Here is an 18,960-nt window from a genome sequence, read left to right as displayed (position 1 = left end):
GAAAACATTGCTTGTATGATGACGTTTTGAAGTCGCGTGGACGACTGCTTATGTTTTCCTTCGATGATGCTTTCTTTTTCGTATACAAAAGTATAGCGTATTTTCGCAATGGATTCAGATGTGTATTTGTTTATCAAGAGAATAGCTGTTATAACGGGATTAATCGGTGCAGAGGATATGAGAAAATGCCTGTCTGAAAACTTTTAGCTTCGCCAAAACGCGCAAGCTTGTTTTCAGACAGGCATTGGTTATATCAGGAAACTGTTTGGCGTTTACACCACGATATTCACCAAACGGCCGGGTACGACGATGATTTTCTTCGCCGCTTTGCCTTCCATAAATTTCACGGCGCCGTCGGTAGCGAGTGCGGCGGCTTCAACCGCTTCTTTTGATGCGTCGGCCGGTACGGTGATTTTGCCGCGCAGCTTGCCGTTTACTTGCACCATGATTTCGATTTCCGATTTCACTAATGCGGCTTCGTCCGCTTTCGGCCAGCCTTTTTGCCACAGAGCGATATCTGGGCGCAGCTCGCTCCATAAGGCTTCGCAGATGTGCGGCACAATCGGCCACAGCAGGCGGACCACGGCTTCGAGTACTTCTTGCGCCACGGCACGGCCTTGCTCGCCGGCGGTATCGGTTTTGTCGTATTGGTTGAGCAATTCCATCACAGCGGCGATGGCGGTGTTAAATTGCAGGCGGCGGCCGTAGTCGTCGCTTACTTTGGCGATGGTACTGTGCAGCTTGTGGCGCAATTCCTGCAATTCTTTGCCCAAGCCTTCTTGGCTGCCGCTAAACGCTGTCGTTGTGCCGCCGTTATGTTTAAACTCGTACACGGTGCGCCACAGGCGGCGCAGGAAACGGTGCGCGCCTTCCACGCCGGCGTCGCTCCATTCCAGCGATTGTTCGGGCGGTGACGCAAACATCATAAACAGGCGGGCGGTATCGGCGCCGTAGGCTTCGATCAACTCTTGCGGATCAACGCCGTTGTTTTTCGATTTCGACATTTTTTCTACGCCGCCGATGGTAACCGGCTGACCGTCGGCGCGCAAAACAGCGGCTATCGGGCGGCCTTTTTCATCGGTTTGCACGTCTACTTCGGCCGGGTTGAACCATTGCTTTTTGCCACCTTCCGGCTCGCGGTAATAAGTGGCTTGCAACACCATGCCTTGCGTGAGCAGGCTTTGGAACGGTTCTTTGGCGGCCACGATGTTTTCTTCATGCATCAGCTTGGTGAAGAAACGGGCGTACAAGAGGTGCAAGATAGCGTGTTCGATGCCGCCGATATATTGGTCGGCAGACTGCCAGTATTGCGCTGCTTCTGGTTTAACCATGCCGCCGTCGAATTTGGGCGACATATAGCGGAACTGGTACCAGCTCGATTCCATAAAGGTATCCATGGTATCGGTTTCGCGTTTGGCCGCTTGGCCGCAGCAGGGGCAGGTGGTTTGGTAAAACTCAGGCATTTTGGCCAAAGGCGAGCCTGCGCCGTCGGGAATCACGTCTTCCGGTAAGACCACAGGCAATTGATCGGCGGGTACCGGCACATCGCCGCAGCTTTCACAGTGGATAATCGGAATCGGGCAGCCCCAGTAGCGTTGGCGGGAGATGCCCCAGTCGCGCAGGCGGTATTGGGTTTTCGGTTCGCCTGCACCCAGGCTTTGCAGCTTGGCGGCGATGGCATCGAAGGCTGTCTGAAAATCCATGCCGCTGAATTCGCCGCTGTCTATCAGGCGAACGTTTTCTTTCTCACCGTACCAGTCTTGCCAGTTTTGCGCATCGTAGGCAGCGGGCGCGTTAGGCACGTCAATCACTTGTTTGATGCGCAGGTCATATTTCTGGGCAAAAGCAAAGTCGCGCTCGTCGTGCGCCGGCACCACCATCACCGCGCCGTCGCCATAGCCCCAAATCACATAGTTTGCGATCCACACCGGCAAGGGTTCGCCGTTTAACGGGTTGGTGACAAAGCGGCCGGTGGGTATGCCTTTTTTCTCCATGGTGGCCATGTCGGCCTCGGCTACGCTGCCGGCCTTGCACTCGGCAATAAAGGCTTGCAACTCCGGATTGCCTTCGGCTGCGGCGGTTGCCAACGGGTGCTCGGCGGCCACCACCACTGCGCAAGCGCCAAACAAAGTATCGGGGCGGGTGGTATAAACCTGAATGAAATCGCGGTGTTCAGGCGGCAGGCCGTCTTGGCTGGCGGCCTCTAAGGCGAAACGAACCGTCATGCCGCGCGATTTGCCGATCCAGTTGCGTTGCATGGTTTTTACCTGTTCCGGCCAATTCAATTCTTCCAAATCGGCCAGCAATTGTTCGGCGTAATCGGTGATTTTGAAGTAATACATCGGGATTTCGCGTTTTTCCACCAGCGCACCCGAGCGCCAGCCGCGTCCGTCGATAACCTGCTCGTTGGCCAGAACGGTGTGGTCGACCGGATCCCAGTTGACGGTACCCAGTTTTTTATACACCACGCCTTTTTCAAACAGCTTGGTAAACAGCAGCTGCTCCCAACGGTAGTATTCGGGCGTGCAGGTGGCCAACTCGCGTTCCCAATCGAATGCAAAACCCAGGCTTTTGAGCTGCCGACGCATGTAGTCGATGTTTTCGTAAGTCCATTTGGCGGGGGCGACTTTGCGATCGATCGCCGCATTTTCGGCGGGCATGCCGAAGGCGTCCCAGCCCATCGGTTGCAAAACGTTAAAGCCGTTGAGCAATTTGTAGCGGCTCAATACGTCGCCGATGGTGTAGTTGCGCACATGTCCCATGTGAAGCTTGCCGCTGGGGTAGGGGAACATGGAGAGGCAGTAGTATTTGGGTTTGGAAGTGTCTTCGGATACATTGAACAAGCGGGCTTCGTCCCACTTGGTTTGTGCGGCCGGCTCGACGGCGGACGGTTGGTAGTGTTCTTGCATCATGTTGTTTCGGCGTTGCGTTTATGGATTTAAAAAGATAAGGCGGAATTATAACAGCTTCGCGTTATGGATTCGCAGGAAATATCCGCATGCCTGTCTGAAAAACGAGTGCTGTTTTCAGACAGGCATGTTGAGGTAGGAAACAAAGTGAAAACGGTGGAATGAGCCGGTTGAGTGAGATTGGTTTGCCGGCAAAATTAAAATTGCCCGCTTTGAATCATCAAAGCGGGCGGTGTTTGGTCGGAATGAGAGGATTCGAACCTCCGACCCCTTCGTCCCGAACGAAGTGCGCTACCAGACTGCGCTACATTCCGAATAAGCTGGGCATTATAGCGGGGAAATTGCGGTTTGGCAAGCAGCCGGTTTAGCCGGCATGCAGCACAAAAATAGTCGGGCGTTTTTTAAAATCCGGCAAGCTGTCTGCTTTTTTCCAATCGGCAATCGGGCGGCTGATAATGGTTTGTGTCGGTAAAGTTAAATCGCAGGCGGTGCATAAACGGGTGGCTGGGTGCAGGGTGGCGACGGCGTCGGCGAGCAGGGCGTTGTTGCGGTAAGGCGTTTCGATAAACAGCTGGGTTTCGTTGTATTGGCGTGAACGTTGTTCCAGCGCTTTCAGTGCGGCAATCCGTTCGTTTTTTTCCGCCGGCAGATAGCCTTTGAAAGCGAAATTCTGGCCGTTGGCGCCGGAAGCCATTAAAGCCAACAGCAAGCTGGAGGGGCCGACCAAGGGGTGTACCTCAAAACCGTGTGTGTGCGCCAGCGCTACCAGATTGGCGCCGGGATCGGCCACTGCCGGGCAACCGGCCTCGCTGAGGAGGCCCATGCTGCGGCCTTGTTGCAAGGGTTTCAGCAGTTCGGGCAAGGTTTTCGGATCGGTGTGTTCGTTGAGCGTTTGCAGATTCAATTCGCGGATGGGGGTGGTAATGCCCAAATGTTTTAAATGCGAACGTGCGGTTTTTTCGGCTTCGACTACGAAGTCGGTGAGGCCGATAATTTGCGCCTGTTCGTTCGGCAGCAGGCAGGGAGTGTCGGGGGTGCCCAGCGGGGTGGGAATAAGATAAAGAATAGGGGGCATGGGAGGCCTGTCTGAAAAATAATCGGGTTACAGTATTTCAACGCCTTCGACCGCCAGAAAATCCAATAGTCTGAATATCGGCAGGCCGATTAAGGCATTCGGGTCGCTGCTGTCTATCCGGTGGAGCAGGGCGGCGCCCAAACCTTCGCTTTTGGCGGCGCCGGCGCAATAAATCGCATCGGGTTCGCGCTCCAGATAGCGGCGGATTTGTATGTTGCTAAGATTGCGCATGGTGACAACGGTATGGTCGACATGGGTGTAAAGCCTGTCTGAAACGGTATTGAGCAGGCAAACGGCGCTGAAAAATTCAATGCGTTGGCCGCTTAATTCGGCCAGCATGTGTTGTGCATTTGCTACGTTCATCGGTTTGCCGAGCTGACGGCCGTTGCAGTAGGCCACTTGGTCGGCGCCGATAATCAGTGCACGCGGAAAACGGGCGGTCAGCGAGCGGGCTTTGCCAGTGGACAGCCGCAGGGCGGTGTCTTGCGCATGTTCGCCATCGGCTGGAGTTTCGTCGAAATCAGGTACGGCACTCTCGAAGGGGATGCCGAGTTTTTCCAGTTGTGCGCGGCGGAAAACCGAGGATGAAGCTAAGATTAACGGAAGTTGCTTATTCATCTATGTAAAAACATTGACCTTAATACCTGAAAATTATATCATAGTGCGTTTATGTTACCCGCTAATTTGATTGAACCCGGTTCCTTTGCCGCCGGAAAACTGCGTTTGCAGGGCAAAATCGCGCTGAAGGATTTGGATGAGCGCGTGTGGTCGCACGATTATCTCGCCGACTCTGCAGCCGAATTGTCGTACACGCTTCAGGGCGGCTGCGATCGTTGGCAACGCTTGTTTTTGGAATTGTCTATCGAAGGCAGGCTCTCGCTGGTGTGCCAGCGTTGTTTGCAGCCCATGCCTTTTGAATTGGCAGAACGCAGCCGTATCGTGCTGTTTGCCGATGAGGAAAGTTTGGACGAGGCGATGCTTTCTGATGAAGAGTTGGAAGGCATGGTGTCCGAAAAAGAGCTGGATGTGCGCACATTGTTGGAAGATCAGATTCTGATGGCGTTGCCGTTTTCTCCTCGCCACGATGATTGCGAAAGTGATGCCTTGGACAAAATCAATCAGGACAAACCCAATCCGTTTGCCGTTTTGGCAGGGCTGAAAAGCGGCAGCTAACCGGTTTTATCTTTATTATTTTAGGAGCTTGAAATGGCCGTTCAACAAAATAAAAAATCTCCCTCTAAACGCGGTATGCACCGCTCGCACGATGCGCTGACTGCACCGGCTTTGTCGGTGGACAGCGCTACCGGCGAAGTGCACCGTCCGCACCATATTTCTCCCAATGGTATGTACCGTGGCCGTAAAGTGGTAAAAGCCAAAGACGAATAAGTTTGGCAATGAATCAGGCGGAAATCCGAATCAGTTCGGGTTTCCGCTTTTCGTATTTTTTCAGACAGGCATATTGGTGGTTTCGGGCTGTTTCGATATAGCGGATTAACTTAACCTTCGCGAAGGCTCTGCTGCGCCTTGTATCGAAGTAATTAAATCCGCTATATGGTTGTACTGTCGGGAATCTGCTGTCTTACGGCCAAAAAATACTCGGGTAGGGTTACCCGAGTATGATCTAGTTATTGAAGTAGTTAGGATGGATTAGCAGCCGTTATTGCGTATATCGGCCAGCGCTGCGTCCATGTGCTGCAAAACGGCGGCGATTTGTTCTTCGGTAATCAAGGCCGGCGGCTGGATGCGGATACTTTTTGCGTTAACCAAAGTGCCGGCGGTTAATACGCCGCGGGCAAACATGCCTTTGGCAACGGCATAGCCGACTTTGGTTTCAACGAATTCAATTGCCAACATCAGGCCGGTGCCGCGTACGTCGCTGACCAAATCGGGGTATTTGGCAAGAATGTCGTTCAGGCCGTTTTTGATTAACTCGCCTTTGTGGCGGCATTCGCCGGCAATGTCGTTATCCAGCATGTATTTGATGGCGGCCAGTGCGGCGGCGGCGCAGACGGGATTGCCGCCGAAAGTGGGTGAGCCGAGCAGCCAGGGGTTGTCGATTAGTTGCTGGGTCCAGAGGTGCGGGCGGCAGATGATGCCGGTAATCGGCATTACGCCGCCGCCGAAGGCTTTGCCGTAAGTGAGGATGTCGGGGGTAACGCCTTCGGCTTCGCAACGCCAAATGGTGCCGGTACGAGCCATGCCTGTCTGAATTTCATCGAAAATCAGCACGACGCCGTATTCGTCGCAGATTTCGCGTAAGGATTGCAGGTAACCCGGCGGCGGTACAATCACGCCGGCTTCGCCTTGGATGGGTTCGACAATCATGGCGGCTACGCTCTCGCCGGCGGCTTGCAGGTTGCGGATGGCTTTGCGTGCATCTTCGGCGTTGCCGTATTCGATGTGTTGTACGTGTTGAACCATCGGTCCGTAAGGTTCGCGGTAAGTGCCTTTGCCGGTCATGGATACGGCGCCCATTGATTTGCCGTGAAAGCCGTTTACGGTGGAGATATACCATTTTTTGCCGGTGGCGATACGGGCGAGTTTGAGTGCCATTTCAACGGCTTCGGCGCCGCCGTTGGTGAAAAAGCTGTGTTGCAGGTCGCCGGGGGTAATGGCGGCCAAGGTGCGCGCGAGATAGCCGCGTAAGGGGTCGAGCAGTTCTTGGGAGTGGAGCGCTTGGTGATCTAGCTGCGCTTTGACGGTATTGATGATTTCGGGGTTGTGGTGGCCGAAAGTAAAGACGCCGAAGCCGCCCAGGCAGTCGATAAATTGCTTGCCGTCCAAGCTTTCGCAGATAGCGCCGTGGTCGCGCCATTCGAGGGTGGTGGAGTCGGTGGAGACCGATTTTCGGTATTTCAGCCAACCTGGGCTAACGTATTGGTCAAATGCTTCTAGGGTTTCTTGAGTGATTCGTTTTTGTTCGGCTTCATCGATTTGGTCGGCATGGATATAGCCTATCACTCTGGCCAAATCTTGGCTGATGGCTTGATAGTTACTCATATAATGCTCCATTTCTGTAGTGGATAACGGGGGCCCGGTAAACATTGTTCTGCGGTAAACGCCGGTGCTTACTCTGTATTTCCTCTTTCTGTTTCAGACAGGCATATTTTTGTGCAATGCCTGTCTGAAAGGTTGTTCATATATAAAAAATAAATATAAAACAAGGGGAAATGGGAAGCCCTATACCGAATATAGCTTATCGTTATATACTTCGCAATTCATTTTAATCGGGCATATTGCCTCGGCGTGCCCATTTTCAGGTGATGGAACGATGGAAAAAGTCTGGTATACCTATGATGATATACACCGCGTATTGCGCGGTTTGGCGCTGAAAATCCAGCAAGACGGCGTAAAATATGATGCGATGGTAGCCATTGGCGGCGGCGGGTTTATTCCTGCGCGTATCTTGCGCTGTTTCCTCGATATTCCGGTTTATGCGGTGACAACGGCTTATTATGATTCGGAAACCTGCGGCAAAACGGCCGATGAGGTGAGAAAAGTACAATGGCTCGATCCCTTGCCGGATACTTTGGTCGGCCGCAATATTTTGGTGGTGGACGAAGTGGACGATAGCCGGGTAACGTTGGAATTTGTGCTGAAAGAATTGAAAAAAGAACCATTTAATACCATCGGCGTGGCGGTTTTGCATGAGAAAATCAAGCCGAAAAAAGGTAAGTTGCCGGAAGGTTTGCCGTATTACAGCGGCATTACGCTGGGGGATGCTTGGATTAACTATCCTTGGGATGCCGACGATATTGACGAGCATAACCGTTTGGCGGCCTCGGTCGGTTGGGCGGCTGACAAACACATCGATTAAAGCCCCGATTTGTACCAAATGGGTAGTGGCGACCGGGGTTAGCCGATGAGGATGCCTGTCTGAAAAGTATCAAAGGCATCCTGTTTATTTAAAATGTTTATTTTGAAAAAAACCGAAACAACGGTTTACTGATTTTTCAGACAGGCATTCTGTCTGATTTCTTGATTGAGCGTAATGGAGGCAGTATAGATGATTACATTGGCAGTAGATGCGATGGGCGGAGATGCAGGGCTGGACGTTACCGTCCCGGGAGCCGTTGCATTCTTACAGCAAAAAACCGATGTGCGCCTGATTATGGTGGGTGATGAAACGCAGGTTAAAGCTGCTCTGGCTGCCGCAAACGCGCCGATGGACCGCATAGATATCGTTCATGCAAGCCAAGTGGTAGAGATGGACGAAGCACCGCAATTGGCGCTGAAAAATAAAAAAGATTCCTCCATGCGTGTGGCTGTTAATCAAGTAAAGGATGGGGCGGCGCAGGCGGCGGTATCGGCCGGCAATACCGGTGCGTTGATGGCAACTGCGCGTTTTGTGCTGAAAACCATTCCCGGTATCGAGCGACCGGCAATCGCCAAATTCCTGCCCTCTCCGAGCAATGACCACATGACGCTGATGCTGGATTTGGGGGGTAATGTCGATTGTACCGCCGAACAGCTGGTGCAGTTTGCCGTACTCGGAAGCGAATTGGTGCAGGCACTGCATCCTGAAAAAGGGCAGCCCCGTATCGGTTTGCTGAACGTAGGCACCGAAGACATTAAAGGAAATGATACCGTCAAACAGACCTTCAAATTCTTGAAAGCCAGTAAATTGAATTTTATCGGCAATGTTGAGGGCAACGGTATTTTTCGTGATGATGTCGATGTGGTGGTGGCGGATGGTTTTGTCGGCAATATTGCGTTAAAAACCATTGAAGGCGTAGTGAAATTTCTGGGAACCAAACTTAAAGAAGAGTTTGGCGGCAGTTTGTTAAACAAAGCAGCCGCCTTGTTGGCTATGCCTTCGCTCAAAAGTCTGAAAAGCCGTTTTGATCCCCGCCGTTTCAACGGAGCGATTTTTCTCGGTTTGCGCGGGGTTGTCGTAAAAAGCCACGGCGGTACCGATGCGGCAGGCTTCAGTTATGCGCTGGAAGAGGCGTATCACGAAGCCAAAGCTGACAGTTTGACTAAAATAGAACAAGGTGTCGCGGCGCAACTGGCGGTGTTGGCTGAACAGAAAATAGAAACCGAGCACACGGCTATTGCTGATAATATCGGCTGAGTATTTATGGGCTCTTTACCGTCGACAAAAAGCCAGAGAGGTGATGCTCTAATTTAGATTGAGCGAATCTTATAGATTGAATACAATACGATTATTCTAAAATAACAACCCATAAAAGGCCGCTAGCCATGCAGTATGCAAAAATTCTTGGAACGGGCAGTTATCTGCCTGCCAAACGCGTCAGCAACGAAGACTTGGCCAAATTTGTCGATACTTCCGACGAATGGATCAGTACGCGTACCGGTATTAAAAACCGGCACATTGCCGCCGATAATGAAAAAACCAGCGATTTGGCCGTACATGCGGCCAAAGCTGCATTGGCTGATGCCGGCGTGGATGCTGCCGAAATCGATTTGATCATCGTTGCCACCGCCACACCGGATATGCAGTTTCCGGCTACAGCTACTATGGTGCAGCACAAACTCGGTATAGGCGGTTGCCCGGCATTCGATGTTCAGGCGGTGTGTGCCGGTTTTATGTATGCCATTAGTACTGCCAATGCCTATATCAAAAGCGGCATGTCGAAAAAAGCATTGGTGATTGGCGCCGAAATTTTCAGCCGTATTATGGATTGGAACGATCGGACTACCTGCGTATTATTCGGCGACGGTGCGGGTGCGGTGGTACTCGGCGCATCCGACGAGCCGGGTATTGTGCATAGCAAATTGCAGGCCGACGGCAGTTATTTGGATATGCTCAACGTGCCCGCGCAAATGGCTAACGGCGAAATCGTCGGCTCGCCGTTTTTAAAAATGGACGGACAGGCCGTGTTTAAATTTGCCGTAAAAACCTTATCGCAGGCTGCGGAAGATGTGTTGCGGGAAGCCGGCATGAGTACCGATGATGTGGATTGGATTGTGCCGCATCAAGCGAACAAACGTATTATCGAGAGTACCGCCAAGCATCTTGGTATAGGCATGGATCGTGTGGTGTTAACCGTTCAGGATCACGGCAATACTTCGGCAGCTTCCATTCCTTTGGCTATGGATACAGCCATTAAAGCCGGACAGATCAAACGGGGCCAAACATTGCTGCTGGAAGGCATAGGTGGCGGCTTTGCTTGGGGTGCGGTATTGGTGAAATATTAATTGAAGGTATTTGATTACCGTTCGTAATGAAAAATATTACATAGCAAATCAGATTAAAATCAAAAACAGACTATCCAAAATTGATAAGGGCAAAATGAAGTAAAGAGGTTTCTAAAAAATAAAATAAAAAACAAAAAACATTGTATTTAAAGTCTTTGAATGCGGGAATTCTTTGTAAGAATTAATTTTCTATAAGAATTTTTTGTTTTTAAGATTTTGTACAAAGGTTTTTTGTATGCGAAAAATAACCATAAGAAATTTAGTGATTTTGCAACTTGGTTTTTTATTATACTTTTGCCTTTTGCTCCCTTCGACTTTTGTCCCTATCAAAACGGTCTTTGTGATGTCTTGCACCGGATTGACCCTGTTATGTCTACGGAATGAAAAATTTAATGCTAATGGAGCCTTAATCGGAATCGTAATGATATTGGTGGGTCTGCTGGGCAGTTTTTATGGTGTTGTTAATGGAAACCCGGGCGCGGTTGCTGTATTAACGGTCCAAGTAATCTATCCGCTAATTTATTTGATACTTGCATTGGCCTATCGTTCAAGCGATTCAGAGAAACTATTAAAACTACTGTTGGTTGCTGCGGTGAGTGTCGGTGTATTGCTAACGCTCTATAGCTTATTAACAGTAATCATGCCTGGTAACCCGTTAAGTCAATTTTTATCAGCACGATATGCCGATAAGGCTGTCGTGGATGAAGGGCGTGGAGAATATTTTAAATTCACACTGCCTACGGTGACTTCGATTTTGTTTCTGTTACCTTTTTGTATTGGTGTTTTTTTCAGCCAACAGCGTTATTGGGTTTGGTCCTTGGTCGGAATTGTTACTTTGCTCATTCCTACCATTCTTTCCGGACGCAGAGGAATCTTTGTTGCCGTTATCACAGGGGTAGTGTTGACGCTACTTTTAACCGCACGCAAATATAGACAGTCTGAAAACAAGATCAGCTTGGTTTGGCTGATCTCAGGTTGTGCAGTTTTTGTTTTATTCATCTTCCTAATGGGTATGCTTTCCTTTTTACTGGCTAATGCGACTAATCCCTACATGGGAAAATTCGACTACATCTGGGTGATTTTATTGCCGATGATCTTTATGATAAAAAATAATACAGATCATTATTTTAAAGGAGTTGTAAAGTAAAAAGCCCGAATCTTATTTGGAAAATAACAGACAATATTATGGGGTAAAGGTTATTGCCAAACAACTGCACGCCGGTGGCTTGCTGGTGCTGCCCTTATTGTATTATGTGGGGCACTCAAAAAAGGTTGCCGAATATCGTTTGGCTTGGCGGCACTGGCCAATTTAGTGCTTACTTATGTATTATTAATCTTTCTTGCCGACCACCCTTGGTTGGCGATGTTGAAAAATTAGAGGAATATTGTCTTATGTCATTTGCTTTTTTCTTTCCCGGCCAAGGTTCGCAGAGCCTGAATATGATGAGCGGTTTTGACGGCGTATCCGTGGTTAAAACGACTTTTGACGAAGCATCAGCCGCGCTCGGCGAGGATTTGTGGGCCATGATGAACGGCGAAGATGCCGAAATCATCGGACACACCGTGAATACCCAACCGTTGATGCTGGCGGCAGGTGTCGCTACCTACCGCGCTTATTTGGCGGCAGGCGGCAAAGCGCCCACCGTTGTGGCCGGCCACAGCTTGGGCGAATACAGCGCATTGGTGGCCGCCGGCGCGCTGGATTTTGCCGATGCGGTTAAACTGGTCCGCTTGCGTGCCGAGCTGATGCAAAGCTCCGTGCCGCAAGGCGTAGGCGCGATGGCGGCGATTCTGGGGCTGGAAGACGAGCAATTGAAAGAGATTTGTGCGCAAGCGGCGCAAGGAGAAGTAGTGGAGGCGGTGAATTTCAATTCGCCCGGCCAAGTGGTGATTGCCGGTAATGTAGCGGCGGTTGAACGGGCGATGGAAGCAGCAAAAGCAGCTGGTGCCAAACGGGCCTTACCGCTGCCGGTGTCGGTGCCCTCGCATTGCAGCCTCATGAAGCCTGCGGCAGAAAAACTGGCGCAAGCATTGAACGAAGTGGAGGTCAGAACGCCGCAGATCAGAGTGATTCACAATGCCGATGTGGCCGCTTACGATGATGCCGATAAAATTAAAGACGCTTTGGTGCGCCAGCTTTACAGCCCGGTACGCTGGACGGAAACCGTTAATACGCTGGTGAGCGAGGGTATGGCCGAATCGGCCGAATGCGGCCCGGGCAAAGTATTGGCCGGTTTGGCCAAGCGCATCAATAAAGAGGCGGTGTGTACGGCGCTGACCAACTCGGAGCAGGTGGCTGCGTTTATTGAGGCGCATTAATTATCAATTTATTGTGGATTAAATTAATTTTCGATACTAGGGACTGTCGGCAATTAACCGGCGAAGTGGTTTATTTACAGCAAAAATCGCGTATACAGGCCAAGAAGTGTAGCAAGATTGCATACCTTATGAGCATTTTTGAATGCCGCAGACGAGGTATTTTGACCCAAAATACCAACGTTGCGTTAATTGTCGCAGCCCTTAAACAGCAAGCACAGACTTTACAGCATTATCGCAAACCGCAGTAACGCCATGGCGAAGTTAAGATAATTCATATCAAAGATATTGTAGAATGGCCTTTATTGGTAAAAAGGTCGTCTTAAAATAAATAAAATTTAACTTGCGTATGAGAAAAACAATCTTACTGGCAATGCCTAAAATTGCTAGACTCGACCAACTGATTGAGGCAGCGCTGCATCACCACGGCTTCAATGTTATCAATATCGTGTATGACGATATAGATTTTCGTTATCCTTCTTTGAAAACAAACCTTTACGCCAAATATCGTAAGCTGATCTACAAAGACACAATTACCAAAAAGAAAATCAAATGGCAAGCGTTGCAAAATAAAATTGCTACTAAAATCGCTAAATCAGGCGGCCTTGATTATGCCTTGTTTATCAGCGGCGATATTTACAGTCGTGAATTCATACAATTTATTCGTAAGCAGACACGGCAAATCGTAGTGAATTATCAATGCGATGGTCTAAATCGTTTTCCGGACATGGAGGCACTGATTGTAGAATTTGACCGTTTTTTTGCGTTCGATCCCAAGGATGCTGATCAGGATAGAGGTATTCTAACCACTAGCAATTTCTATTTCGACCATCTTGATGTTTCTTTTCCGAAATCTGAATACGATTTTTATTTCACCGGTGTACATGATCTTTCCAGAGTAAGCAGTATAAACGCTTTTGCCCGTTATGCTGCTGAAAACGGATATACCATGGACTTAAACATATTATGGAAATATGCTGAAAAAAGGGGGCGGCAATATTATCCCGGATCTAATATCAAGTTGATAAAGGACTGCTTGGATTTTAATGAAAATGTGCAACGTGCATCTAAAGCCCGTGTGTTGCTTGACTTTGTCAGCAGCGATCACAAAGGGTTGTCATTTCGGGTGTTTGAGGCATTGGCCAATAACAAAAAGCTCATTACTACCAATACAGCCGTTAGCACTTACGATTTTTATTGTTCCGACAATATTTTCGTCTGGAATGGTTCGGATTTAAATGGTTTGGATGAATTCTTAGCTAAACCCTACCAGATGCCAACGGCAGAGATCAAACAGAAATACAGCTTTGGTAATTGGATACGCTATGTCTTGAATCAATCGCCCTATATCAAAATGGATTTGCCAATCGAGGCAGAGCATGAATAAACAAAAAAGTATTCTTCTGGTGATGCCTGCCAATTTTGGTATCTACAAAGCTATTGAGGAAAATTTGAAATTCAATGGATTTCATGTGATTACCTTGGCATATGATGAAGAGTTGTTTGTTTATCCTTCCATAATCAAAAGACTGCAAACCAAATTTAGACAATATATTTTGCAGGATAAAAGTGCAAAACATAATTTGAAATCCAAAGTGTTTCAAAAAACTTCTCAATTTCAAAAAGTTTTTCAATATTTAAGTGAAACAGGCGGAGTTGATTATGCGCTTTTTATTCGCGCAGATATTTGGTCGGAAGCGTTTTTAAATGATATCCGTTCATATATCAAAAAGGATATGGTTGCCTACCAATGGGATGGAATGAATAGATTTCCAAGAATATGGCAAAACTTGCAATGGTTTGATCGGTTCTATGTTTTTGATCCGAAAGATTTGTACCAAAAATCAGATAAATTGTTGCCGATCACTAATTTTTATCTGGATTATCTTGTGGAAGATAATGCGGTTACTTCCGACTTTTATTTCATAGGTAGTCATTTGCCGGATAGAAAAGACGTCATTATTAAATTTGGCCAATTAGCAAAAAGTAATGGTTGGCAATTGGATTTTAATATTGTTTGTAAGGAAAAGGATATTCCTAAGCTTAGTCAAGAATATGCAGGAGTAGCAAACATTAAACTGATTCATCAGATTAGGGAATTTCAGGATAATTTAAAAGCTGTTCATAAGGCAAAAGCATTAATTGATTTTGTTACCTCGGATCACACGGGTTTGTCTTTTCGAGTATTTGAAGCCTTGGGGTATGGAAAAAAACTGATCACTACCAATGTAGAAGTTGCGCATTATGATTTTTATCATCCCAATAATATTTTTATTTGGGATGGTCAGGATTTAGAGGGAATAGAAGCGTTTATGCGTAAACCTTATATGCCTATTGACCCTGATATTAAGGAAAAATACAGTTTTTCAAATTGGATTCGGTATATTTTAAACTTAGAACCCTATAAAGAAATCACATTACCTTGATTTCGATATGATTTCAGACAGCCATTTATAATATGAACGCTTGAATCAATCATTTAAATGAAAGGAAGATTCATGACTACACAAGACCTTAGCGGCAAAGTCGCCTTGGTAACCGGCGCTTCGCGCGGCATCGGCGCGGCGATTGCCGATACTTTGGCACAGGCAGGGGCGACGGTAATCGGTACCGCCACTTCCGAGAGCGGCGCAGCGGCCATCAGCGAGCGCTTGGCGCAATGGAGCGGCCAAGGGCGGGCGCTGAATTCGGCGCAAGAGGGCAGTATCGAGAGCCTGATTGCGGAGATCGAAAAAGAGTTCGGCAAGCTGGATATTCTGGTGAACAATGCCGGCATCACCCGCGATAATCTTTTAATGCGGATGAAGGAGGAAGAGTGGGACGAGATTATGCAGGTGAACCTGAAATCGGTGTTCCGCGCTTCCAAAGCGGTGCTGCGCGGTATGATGAAACAGCGCAGCGGGCGCGTGATCAACATCACTTCGGTAGTGGGCGCGATGGGCAATGCCGGGCAGGCCAATTATGCGGCGGCCAAGGCGGGCTTAATCGGTTTTTCCAAATCGATGGCGCGCGAAGTGGGCAGCCGCGGAATTACCGTTAACTGCGTGGCGCCGGGCTTTATCGATACCGATATGACCCGCTCGCTGCCGGAAGAGTCGCGTAAAACCTTTGAAGCGCAAACTTCACTCGGCCGCTTCGGTGAGCCGCAAGATATTGCCGATGCGGTGTTGTTTCTGGCCAGCGACCAGGCCAAATACATTACCGGCCAAACGCTGCATGTGAACGGCGGCATGCTGATGCCGTGATGCGGACTGCATCGATTCTGCGCCATACCCGCATCAAGCCTTCGCATAATGCGATATTTGCGACGGTATAAACGGATGCGGTTCGGAATGCCTGTCTGAAATATTTTTTCAGACAGGCATTCTGTATAATGGGCGCCACTATTTGAAAGGAAGCATCATGCAGCAAAATACCGTCCATTATTTGAAAGATTACCGCGCGCCGGACTTTCTGGTACACCAAACCGATTTAACCTTTGAGATTTACGACGATTACACGCTGGTGAAATCGCGCTTGCTGGTGGAGCCGCAGCAAACCGGTGTGCCGTTGGTGTTGGACGGATCAGCTGATTTGCTGGTGTTGAAAATCAACGGCGAAGAGCGCGCGGATTACTGTTTGCAAGGTGAGCGGCTGAGCATAGAAAACGTGCCGGCGGAAGTGTTTGCACTGGAAGTGGAAACCCGCCTGAAACCGCATGAGAACAAATCCTTGATGGGCTTGTACGAGAGCGGCGGCAACTTCTATACCCAGTGCGAGCCGGAGGGTTTCCGCAAAATCACGTTTTATCCCGACCGCCCCGATGTGATGTCCAAATTCACCACCACCATCATCGCCGATAAAAAGCGGTTTCCGGTGTTGCTGTCGAACGGAAACAAAGTGGACGGCGGCGCTCTGGAGGGCGGCCGCCATTGGGCGAAATGGGTGGATCCTTATAAGAAGCCGAGCTATTTATTTGCACTGGTGGCGGGCGACTTGGCACTTACCCGCAATACTTTTGTCACCGCCGGCGGGCGGGAGGTGTCGATTGAGTTTTATACCCGCGCGGAAGATGCCGGTAAAGTCGGTTTTGCGGTGGAGTCGCTCAAGCATGCGATGAAATGGGACGAAACCCGTTTCGGCCTCGAATACGATCTGGATATTTACATGATCGTGGCGGTGGGCGATTTCAATATGGGCGCGATGGAAAACAAAGGCCTGAATATCTTCAATACCAAATTCGTGCTGGCCGACAGCCGTACCGCCACCGACGCTGATTTCGCCGGCGTGGAAAGTGTGATTGCGCACGAATATTTCCATAATTGGACCGGCAACCGCGTAACCTGCCGCGACTGGTTCCAGCTTTCGCTCAAAGAGGGGTTAACCGTATTTCGCGATCAGGAATTTTCCGCCGACCGCGCCGGCGGCTTAACCCGCATCGAAAACGTGGCGCTGCTGCGCCAGCACCAGTTTCCGGAAGACGCCGGCCCCACCGCTCATCCGGTGCGCCCGGCCAGCTATGTGGAAATGAACAATTTCTACACCATGACGGTTTATGAAAAAGGTTCGGAAGTGGTGCGGATGTATCACACTTTTCTCGGCGAAGAAGGTTTTCAGACAGGCATGCGGCTGTATTTCCAGCGGCACGACGGCCAAGCAGTTACCTGCGACGATTTCCGTGCGGCGATGGCCGATGCCAACGGTTTTGATTTCGGGCAGTTCGCGCTGTGGTACAGCCAGGCCGGTACGCCCGTGCTGAAGGTAGCAGGTCAATTGCAGGATAACGGCGATTATGTGCTGGATGTGAAACAAAACGTACCGCCGACGCCCGATATGGCGGAAAAACAGCCGATGATGATGCCGTTGAAAATTGCCCTGTTCAGCAAAAAAGCCGGCAGCATCGGTGAGAAAGTGGCGTTCCGTTTGCCGGGCAGCGAGGAAGAGCAGCAAGAAGCGGTGTTGCGCGTGAGCGAGGCCGAACAGCGTTTTGTGTTACAGGGCGTTCACCAAGCGGTGGTGCCTTCTTTGCTGCGCGGTTTCTCGGCACCGGTACATTTGAATTTCGACTACAGCGATGAAGAGTTGGCATTATTGTTGGCGGCGGATGACGATGCCTTCGCACGTTGGGAAGCCGGACAAACCTTATACCGCCGCGCGATTGCCGCCAATGAGGCGGCGCTGGCGGCCGGCCGGCCCTTGCCGGAGCATCCGGCGCTGTTGCGTGCGGTGGAGCAGGTATTGCAAGAGACAGATGATGCCGGTTTCCAAGCCATGTTACTGGCGGTACCGCCGGAAGCCGAGTTGTGGGCGGACAGTGAAAATATCGACCCGCTTCGGGTGCATCAAGCCCGCGAAGCGTTGCTGGATTTAATCGCAAGCTCGTTCCTGCCGCAATTTCAGGCCTTGGCACAACGCGCCTTGGCGCAAGAGCAGGCCGCCGATGCGGCGGTACGTTACGAATACCGTCCCGACCTGGCGGCTTGGCGCAGTCTGCTCAATACCTGCCGTGCTTACGTATTGCGCGCCGATCCGGCGCACATCGGGTATGTAGCCGAGCATTATCAAGAAATGGCACGCAACATGACGCACGAATGGGGGATTTTGTCGGCAGTAAACCACCATCCCGGCCAGCTGCGCGATCAATTGCTGAATGCTTTTGCCGCAAAATTCGACGATGAAGCACTGGTGATGGACAAATATTTCAGCCTGATTGCATCCAGCCGCCGCAGCGATACGCCAGATCAGGTTAAGGCTGCCTTGAATCATCCGCGATTCAGCTTGGAAAACCCGAACAAAGCACGCGCGTTGTTGGGAACGTTCAGCCGCAATGTGCCGCATTTTCACGCGGCAGGTGGCCAAGGTTACCGCTTTTTGGCCGATAAGGTCATGGAAATCGACGGTTTCAACCCGCAAGTGGCCGCCCGTTTGGTGCAGGCCTTCAATATTTGCAAACGGTTGGAGCCGCAACGGCAAGCCTTGATGCGCGATGAGTTGCAGCGGATTGCGGCTAAAGAAGGTTTGTCGAAAGACGTGGCCGAAGTGGTGGGCAAAGTATTGGCTTGAACCGGTTAGGTTGGTTTCTCTGGGTTTGAGATTTTGCAAAAAGCCGTTTGATAGCGGATTAACTTGACTTTCGCGAAGGCTCTGCTGCGCCAAAGCGTGAAGAGAAAGATTTGGTAAGCCGCTAAAGCGGCAATAGAATTTGTTCCGTACGTGTAATATCTGCGGCGTGCTGCCTTGTATCGAAGTAATTAAATCCGCTGATAGAAGAAAAGCAGATACCCGGGTATGACAAAAATAAGTGTTCATTCAAGTTCACTTCAAGTGAAAATGCCTGTCTGAAAAATTTTCAGACAGGCATTTACCTTAGAGCGAGTAGTTGAGGGCATTGCGGCGGTATTTTTGGTTATAGCAGATAAACTTAACTTTCGCTACGGCGTTGCTGCGCCTTGTCGTACTACTTGTACTGTCTGCGGCTTGCTGTCTTGTATCGAAAATTAATTAAATCTGCTATAAATC

15 protein-coding genes and 1 tRNA gene are annotated in these 18,960 nt (G+C 49.8%); 11 read left to right on the top strand and 5 right to left on the bottom strand.

Annotated elements, in window-relative coordinates; translation table 11 throughout:
• Positions 1-272 precede the first annotated feature (272 nt).
• The 4 genes from leuS to Q4C79_RS06935 all read right to left on the bottom strand — a co-directional run bounded on the left by leuS (position 273) and on the right by Q4C79_RS06935 (position 4,602).
• Complete coding sequence (gene leuS, locus Q4C79_RS06950; RefSeq protein ID WP_303090305.1) at positions 273-2,909, bottom strand: leucine--tRNA ligase; 2,637 nt, start codon at positions 2,907-2,909, stop codon at positions 273-275.
• A gap of 237 nt (positions 2,910-3,146) precedes the next feature.
• Positions 3,147-3,223, bottom strand: a tRNA-Pro gene (locus Q4C79_RS06945).
• A gap of 50 nt (positions 3,224-3,273) precedes the next feature.
• Positions 3,274-3,984, bottom strand: coding sequence for an SAM-dependent methyltransferase (locus Q4C79_RS06940; protein ID WP_303090295.1), 711 nt, complete (start codon positions 3,982-3,984; stop codon positions 3,274-3,276).
• A gap of 27 nt (positions 3,985-4,011) precedes the next feature.
• Entirely contained in the window at positions 4,012-4,602 is a 591-nt protein-coding gene (locus Q4C79_RS06935; protein WP_303090294.1) for a nucleoside triphosphate pyrophosphatase, read from the bottom strand.
• 51 nt (positions 4,603-4,653) lie between these two features.
• On the opposite strand from Q4C79_RS06935, the gene Q4C79_RS06930 reads away from it, so the two are divergent.
• Entirely contained in the window at positions 4,654-5,157 is a 504-nt protein-coding gene (locus tag Q4C79_RS06930; RefSeq protein WP_303090293.1) for a DUF177 domain-containing protein, read from the top strand.
• 33 nt (positions 5,158-5,190) lie between these two features.
• Positions 5,191-5,370: a 50S ribosomal protein L32 gene (gene rpmF / locus Q4C79_RS06925; protein WP_009118910.1), complete on the top strand. Its 180-nt coding sequence runs from the start codon at positions 5,191-5,193 to the stop codon at positions 5,368-5,370.
• Positions 5,371-5,631: 261 nt separating this feature from the next.
• Here rpmF and Q4C79_RS06920 read toward each other — a convergent pair whose 3' ends face one another.
• A complete protein-coding gene (locus tag Q4C79_RS06920) occupies positions 5,632-6,984 on the bottom strand; it encodes a putrescine aminotransferase (protein ID WP_303090292.1) in 1,353 nt (450 codons plus the stop codon).
• Between the two features lie 271 nt (positions 6,985-7,255).
• On the opposite strand from Q4C79_RS06920, the gene Q4C79_RS06915 reads away from it, so the two are divergent.
• The 9 genes from Q4C79_RS06915 (at position 7,256) to pepN (ending at position 18,504) form a co-directional block, all read left to right on the top strand.
• Positions 7,256-7,801 carry a phosphoribosyltransferase gene (locus Q4C79_RS06915; RefSeq protein WP_303090291.1) on the top strand — a complete coding sequence of 182 codons (546 nt, stop codon included), beginning with the start codon at positions 7,256-7,258 and terminating at the stop codon, positions 7,799-7,801.
• Between the two features lie 189 nt (positions 7,802-7,990).
• Positions 7,991-9,058, top strand: a complete 1,068-nt coding sequence (plsX, locus tag Q4C79_RS06910; RefSeq protein WP_303090290.1) for a phosphate acyltransferase PlsX — start codon at positions 7,991-7,993, stop codon at positions 9,056-9,058.
• 128 nt (positions 9,059-9,186) lie between these two features.
• Positions 9,187-10,146 carry a beta-ketoacyl-ACP synthase III gene (locus Q4C79_RS06905; RefSeq protein ID WP_303090289.1) on the top strand — a complete coding sequence of 320 codons (960 nt, stop codon included), beginning with the start codon at positions 9,187-9,189 and terminating at the stop codon, positions 10,144-10,146.
• A 235-nt stretch (positions 10,147-10,381) separates the two neighbouring features.
• Complete coding sequence (locus Q4C79_RS06900) at positions 10,382-11,293, top strand: hypothetical protein (protein WP_303090288.1); 912 nt, start codon at positions 10,382-10,384, stop codon at positions 11,291-11,293.
• Between the two features lie 245 nt (positions 11,294-11,538).
• Entirely contained in the window at positions 11,539-12,465 is a 927-nt protein-coding gene (gene fabD / locus Q4C79_RS06895; RefSeq protein ID WP_303090287.1) for an ACP S-malonyltransferase, read from the top strand.
• A 346-nt stretch (positions 12,466-12,811) separates the two neighbouring features.
• Positions 12,812-13,849, top strand: a complete 1,038-nt coding sequence (locus Q4C79_RS06890; protein ID WP_303090286.1) for a hypothetical protein — start codon at positions 12,812-12,814, stop codon at positions 13,847-13,849.
• The gene (locus Q4C79_RS06885) at positions 13,842-14,888 is read left to right on the top strand and encodes a hypothetical protein (RefSeq protein ID WP_303090285.1); all 1,047 of its coding nucleotides are present in this window, start codon (positions 13,842-13,844) and stop codon (positions 14,886-14,888) included. Before Q4C79_RS06890 ends, Q4C79_RS06885 begins: the two co-directional genes overlap by 8 nt.
• Before the next feature lie 72 nt (positions 14,889-14,960).
• Positions 14,961-15,707 carry a 3-oxoacyl-ACP reductase FabG gene (gene fabG / locus Q4C79_RS06880; RefSeq protein WP_303090284.1) on the top strand — a complete coding sequence of 249 codons (747 nt, stop codon included), beginning with the start codon at positions 14,961-14,963 and terminating at the stop codon, positions 15,705-15,707.
• Positions 15,708-15,864: 157 nt separating this feature from the next.
• Positions 15,865-18,504: an aminopeptidase N gene (gene pepN / locus Q4C79_RS06875; RefSeq protein WP_303090283.1), complete on the top strand. Its 2,640-nt coding sequence runs from the start codon at positions 15,865-15,867 to the stop codon at positions 18,502-18,504.
• The last annotated feature ends 456 nt before the right edge of the window (positions 18,505-18,960 follow it).

This window comes from Neisseria sp., from assembly GCF_030523955.1.
In the GTDB taxonomy this organism is placed as follows: Bacteria; Pseudomonadota; Gammaproteobacteria; order Burkholderiales; family Neisseriaceae; genus Neisseria.
This window is presented reverse-complemented; position numbering and strand designations above follow the sequence as displayed.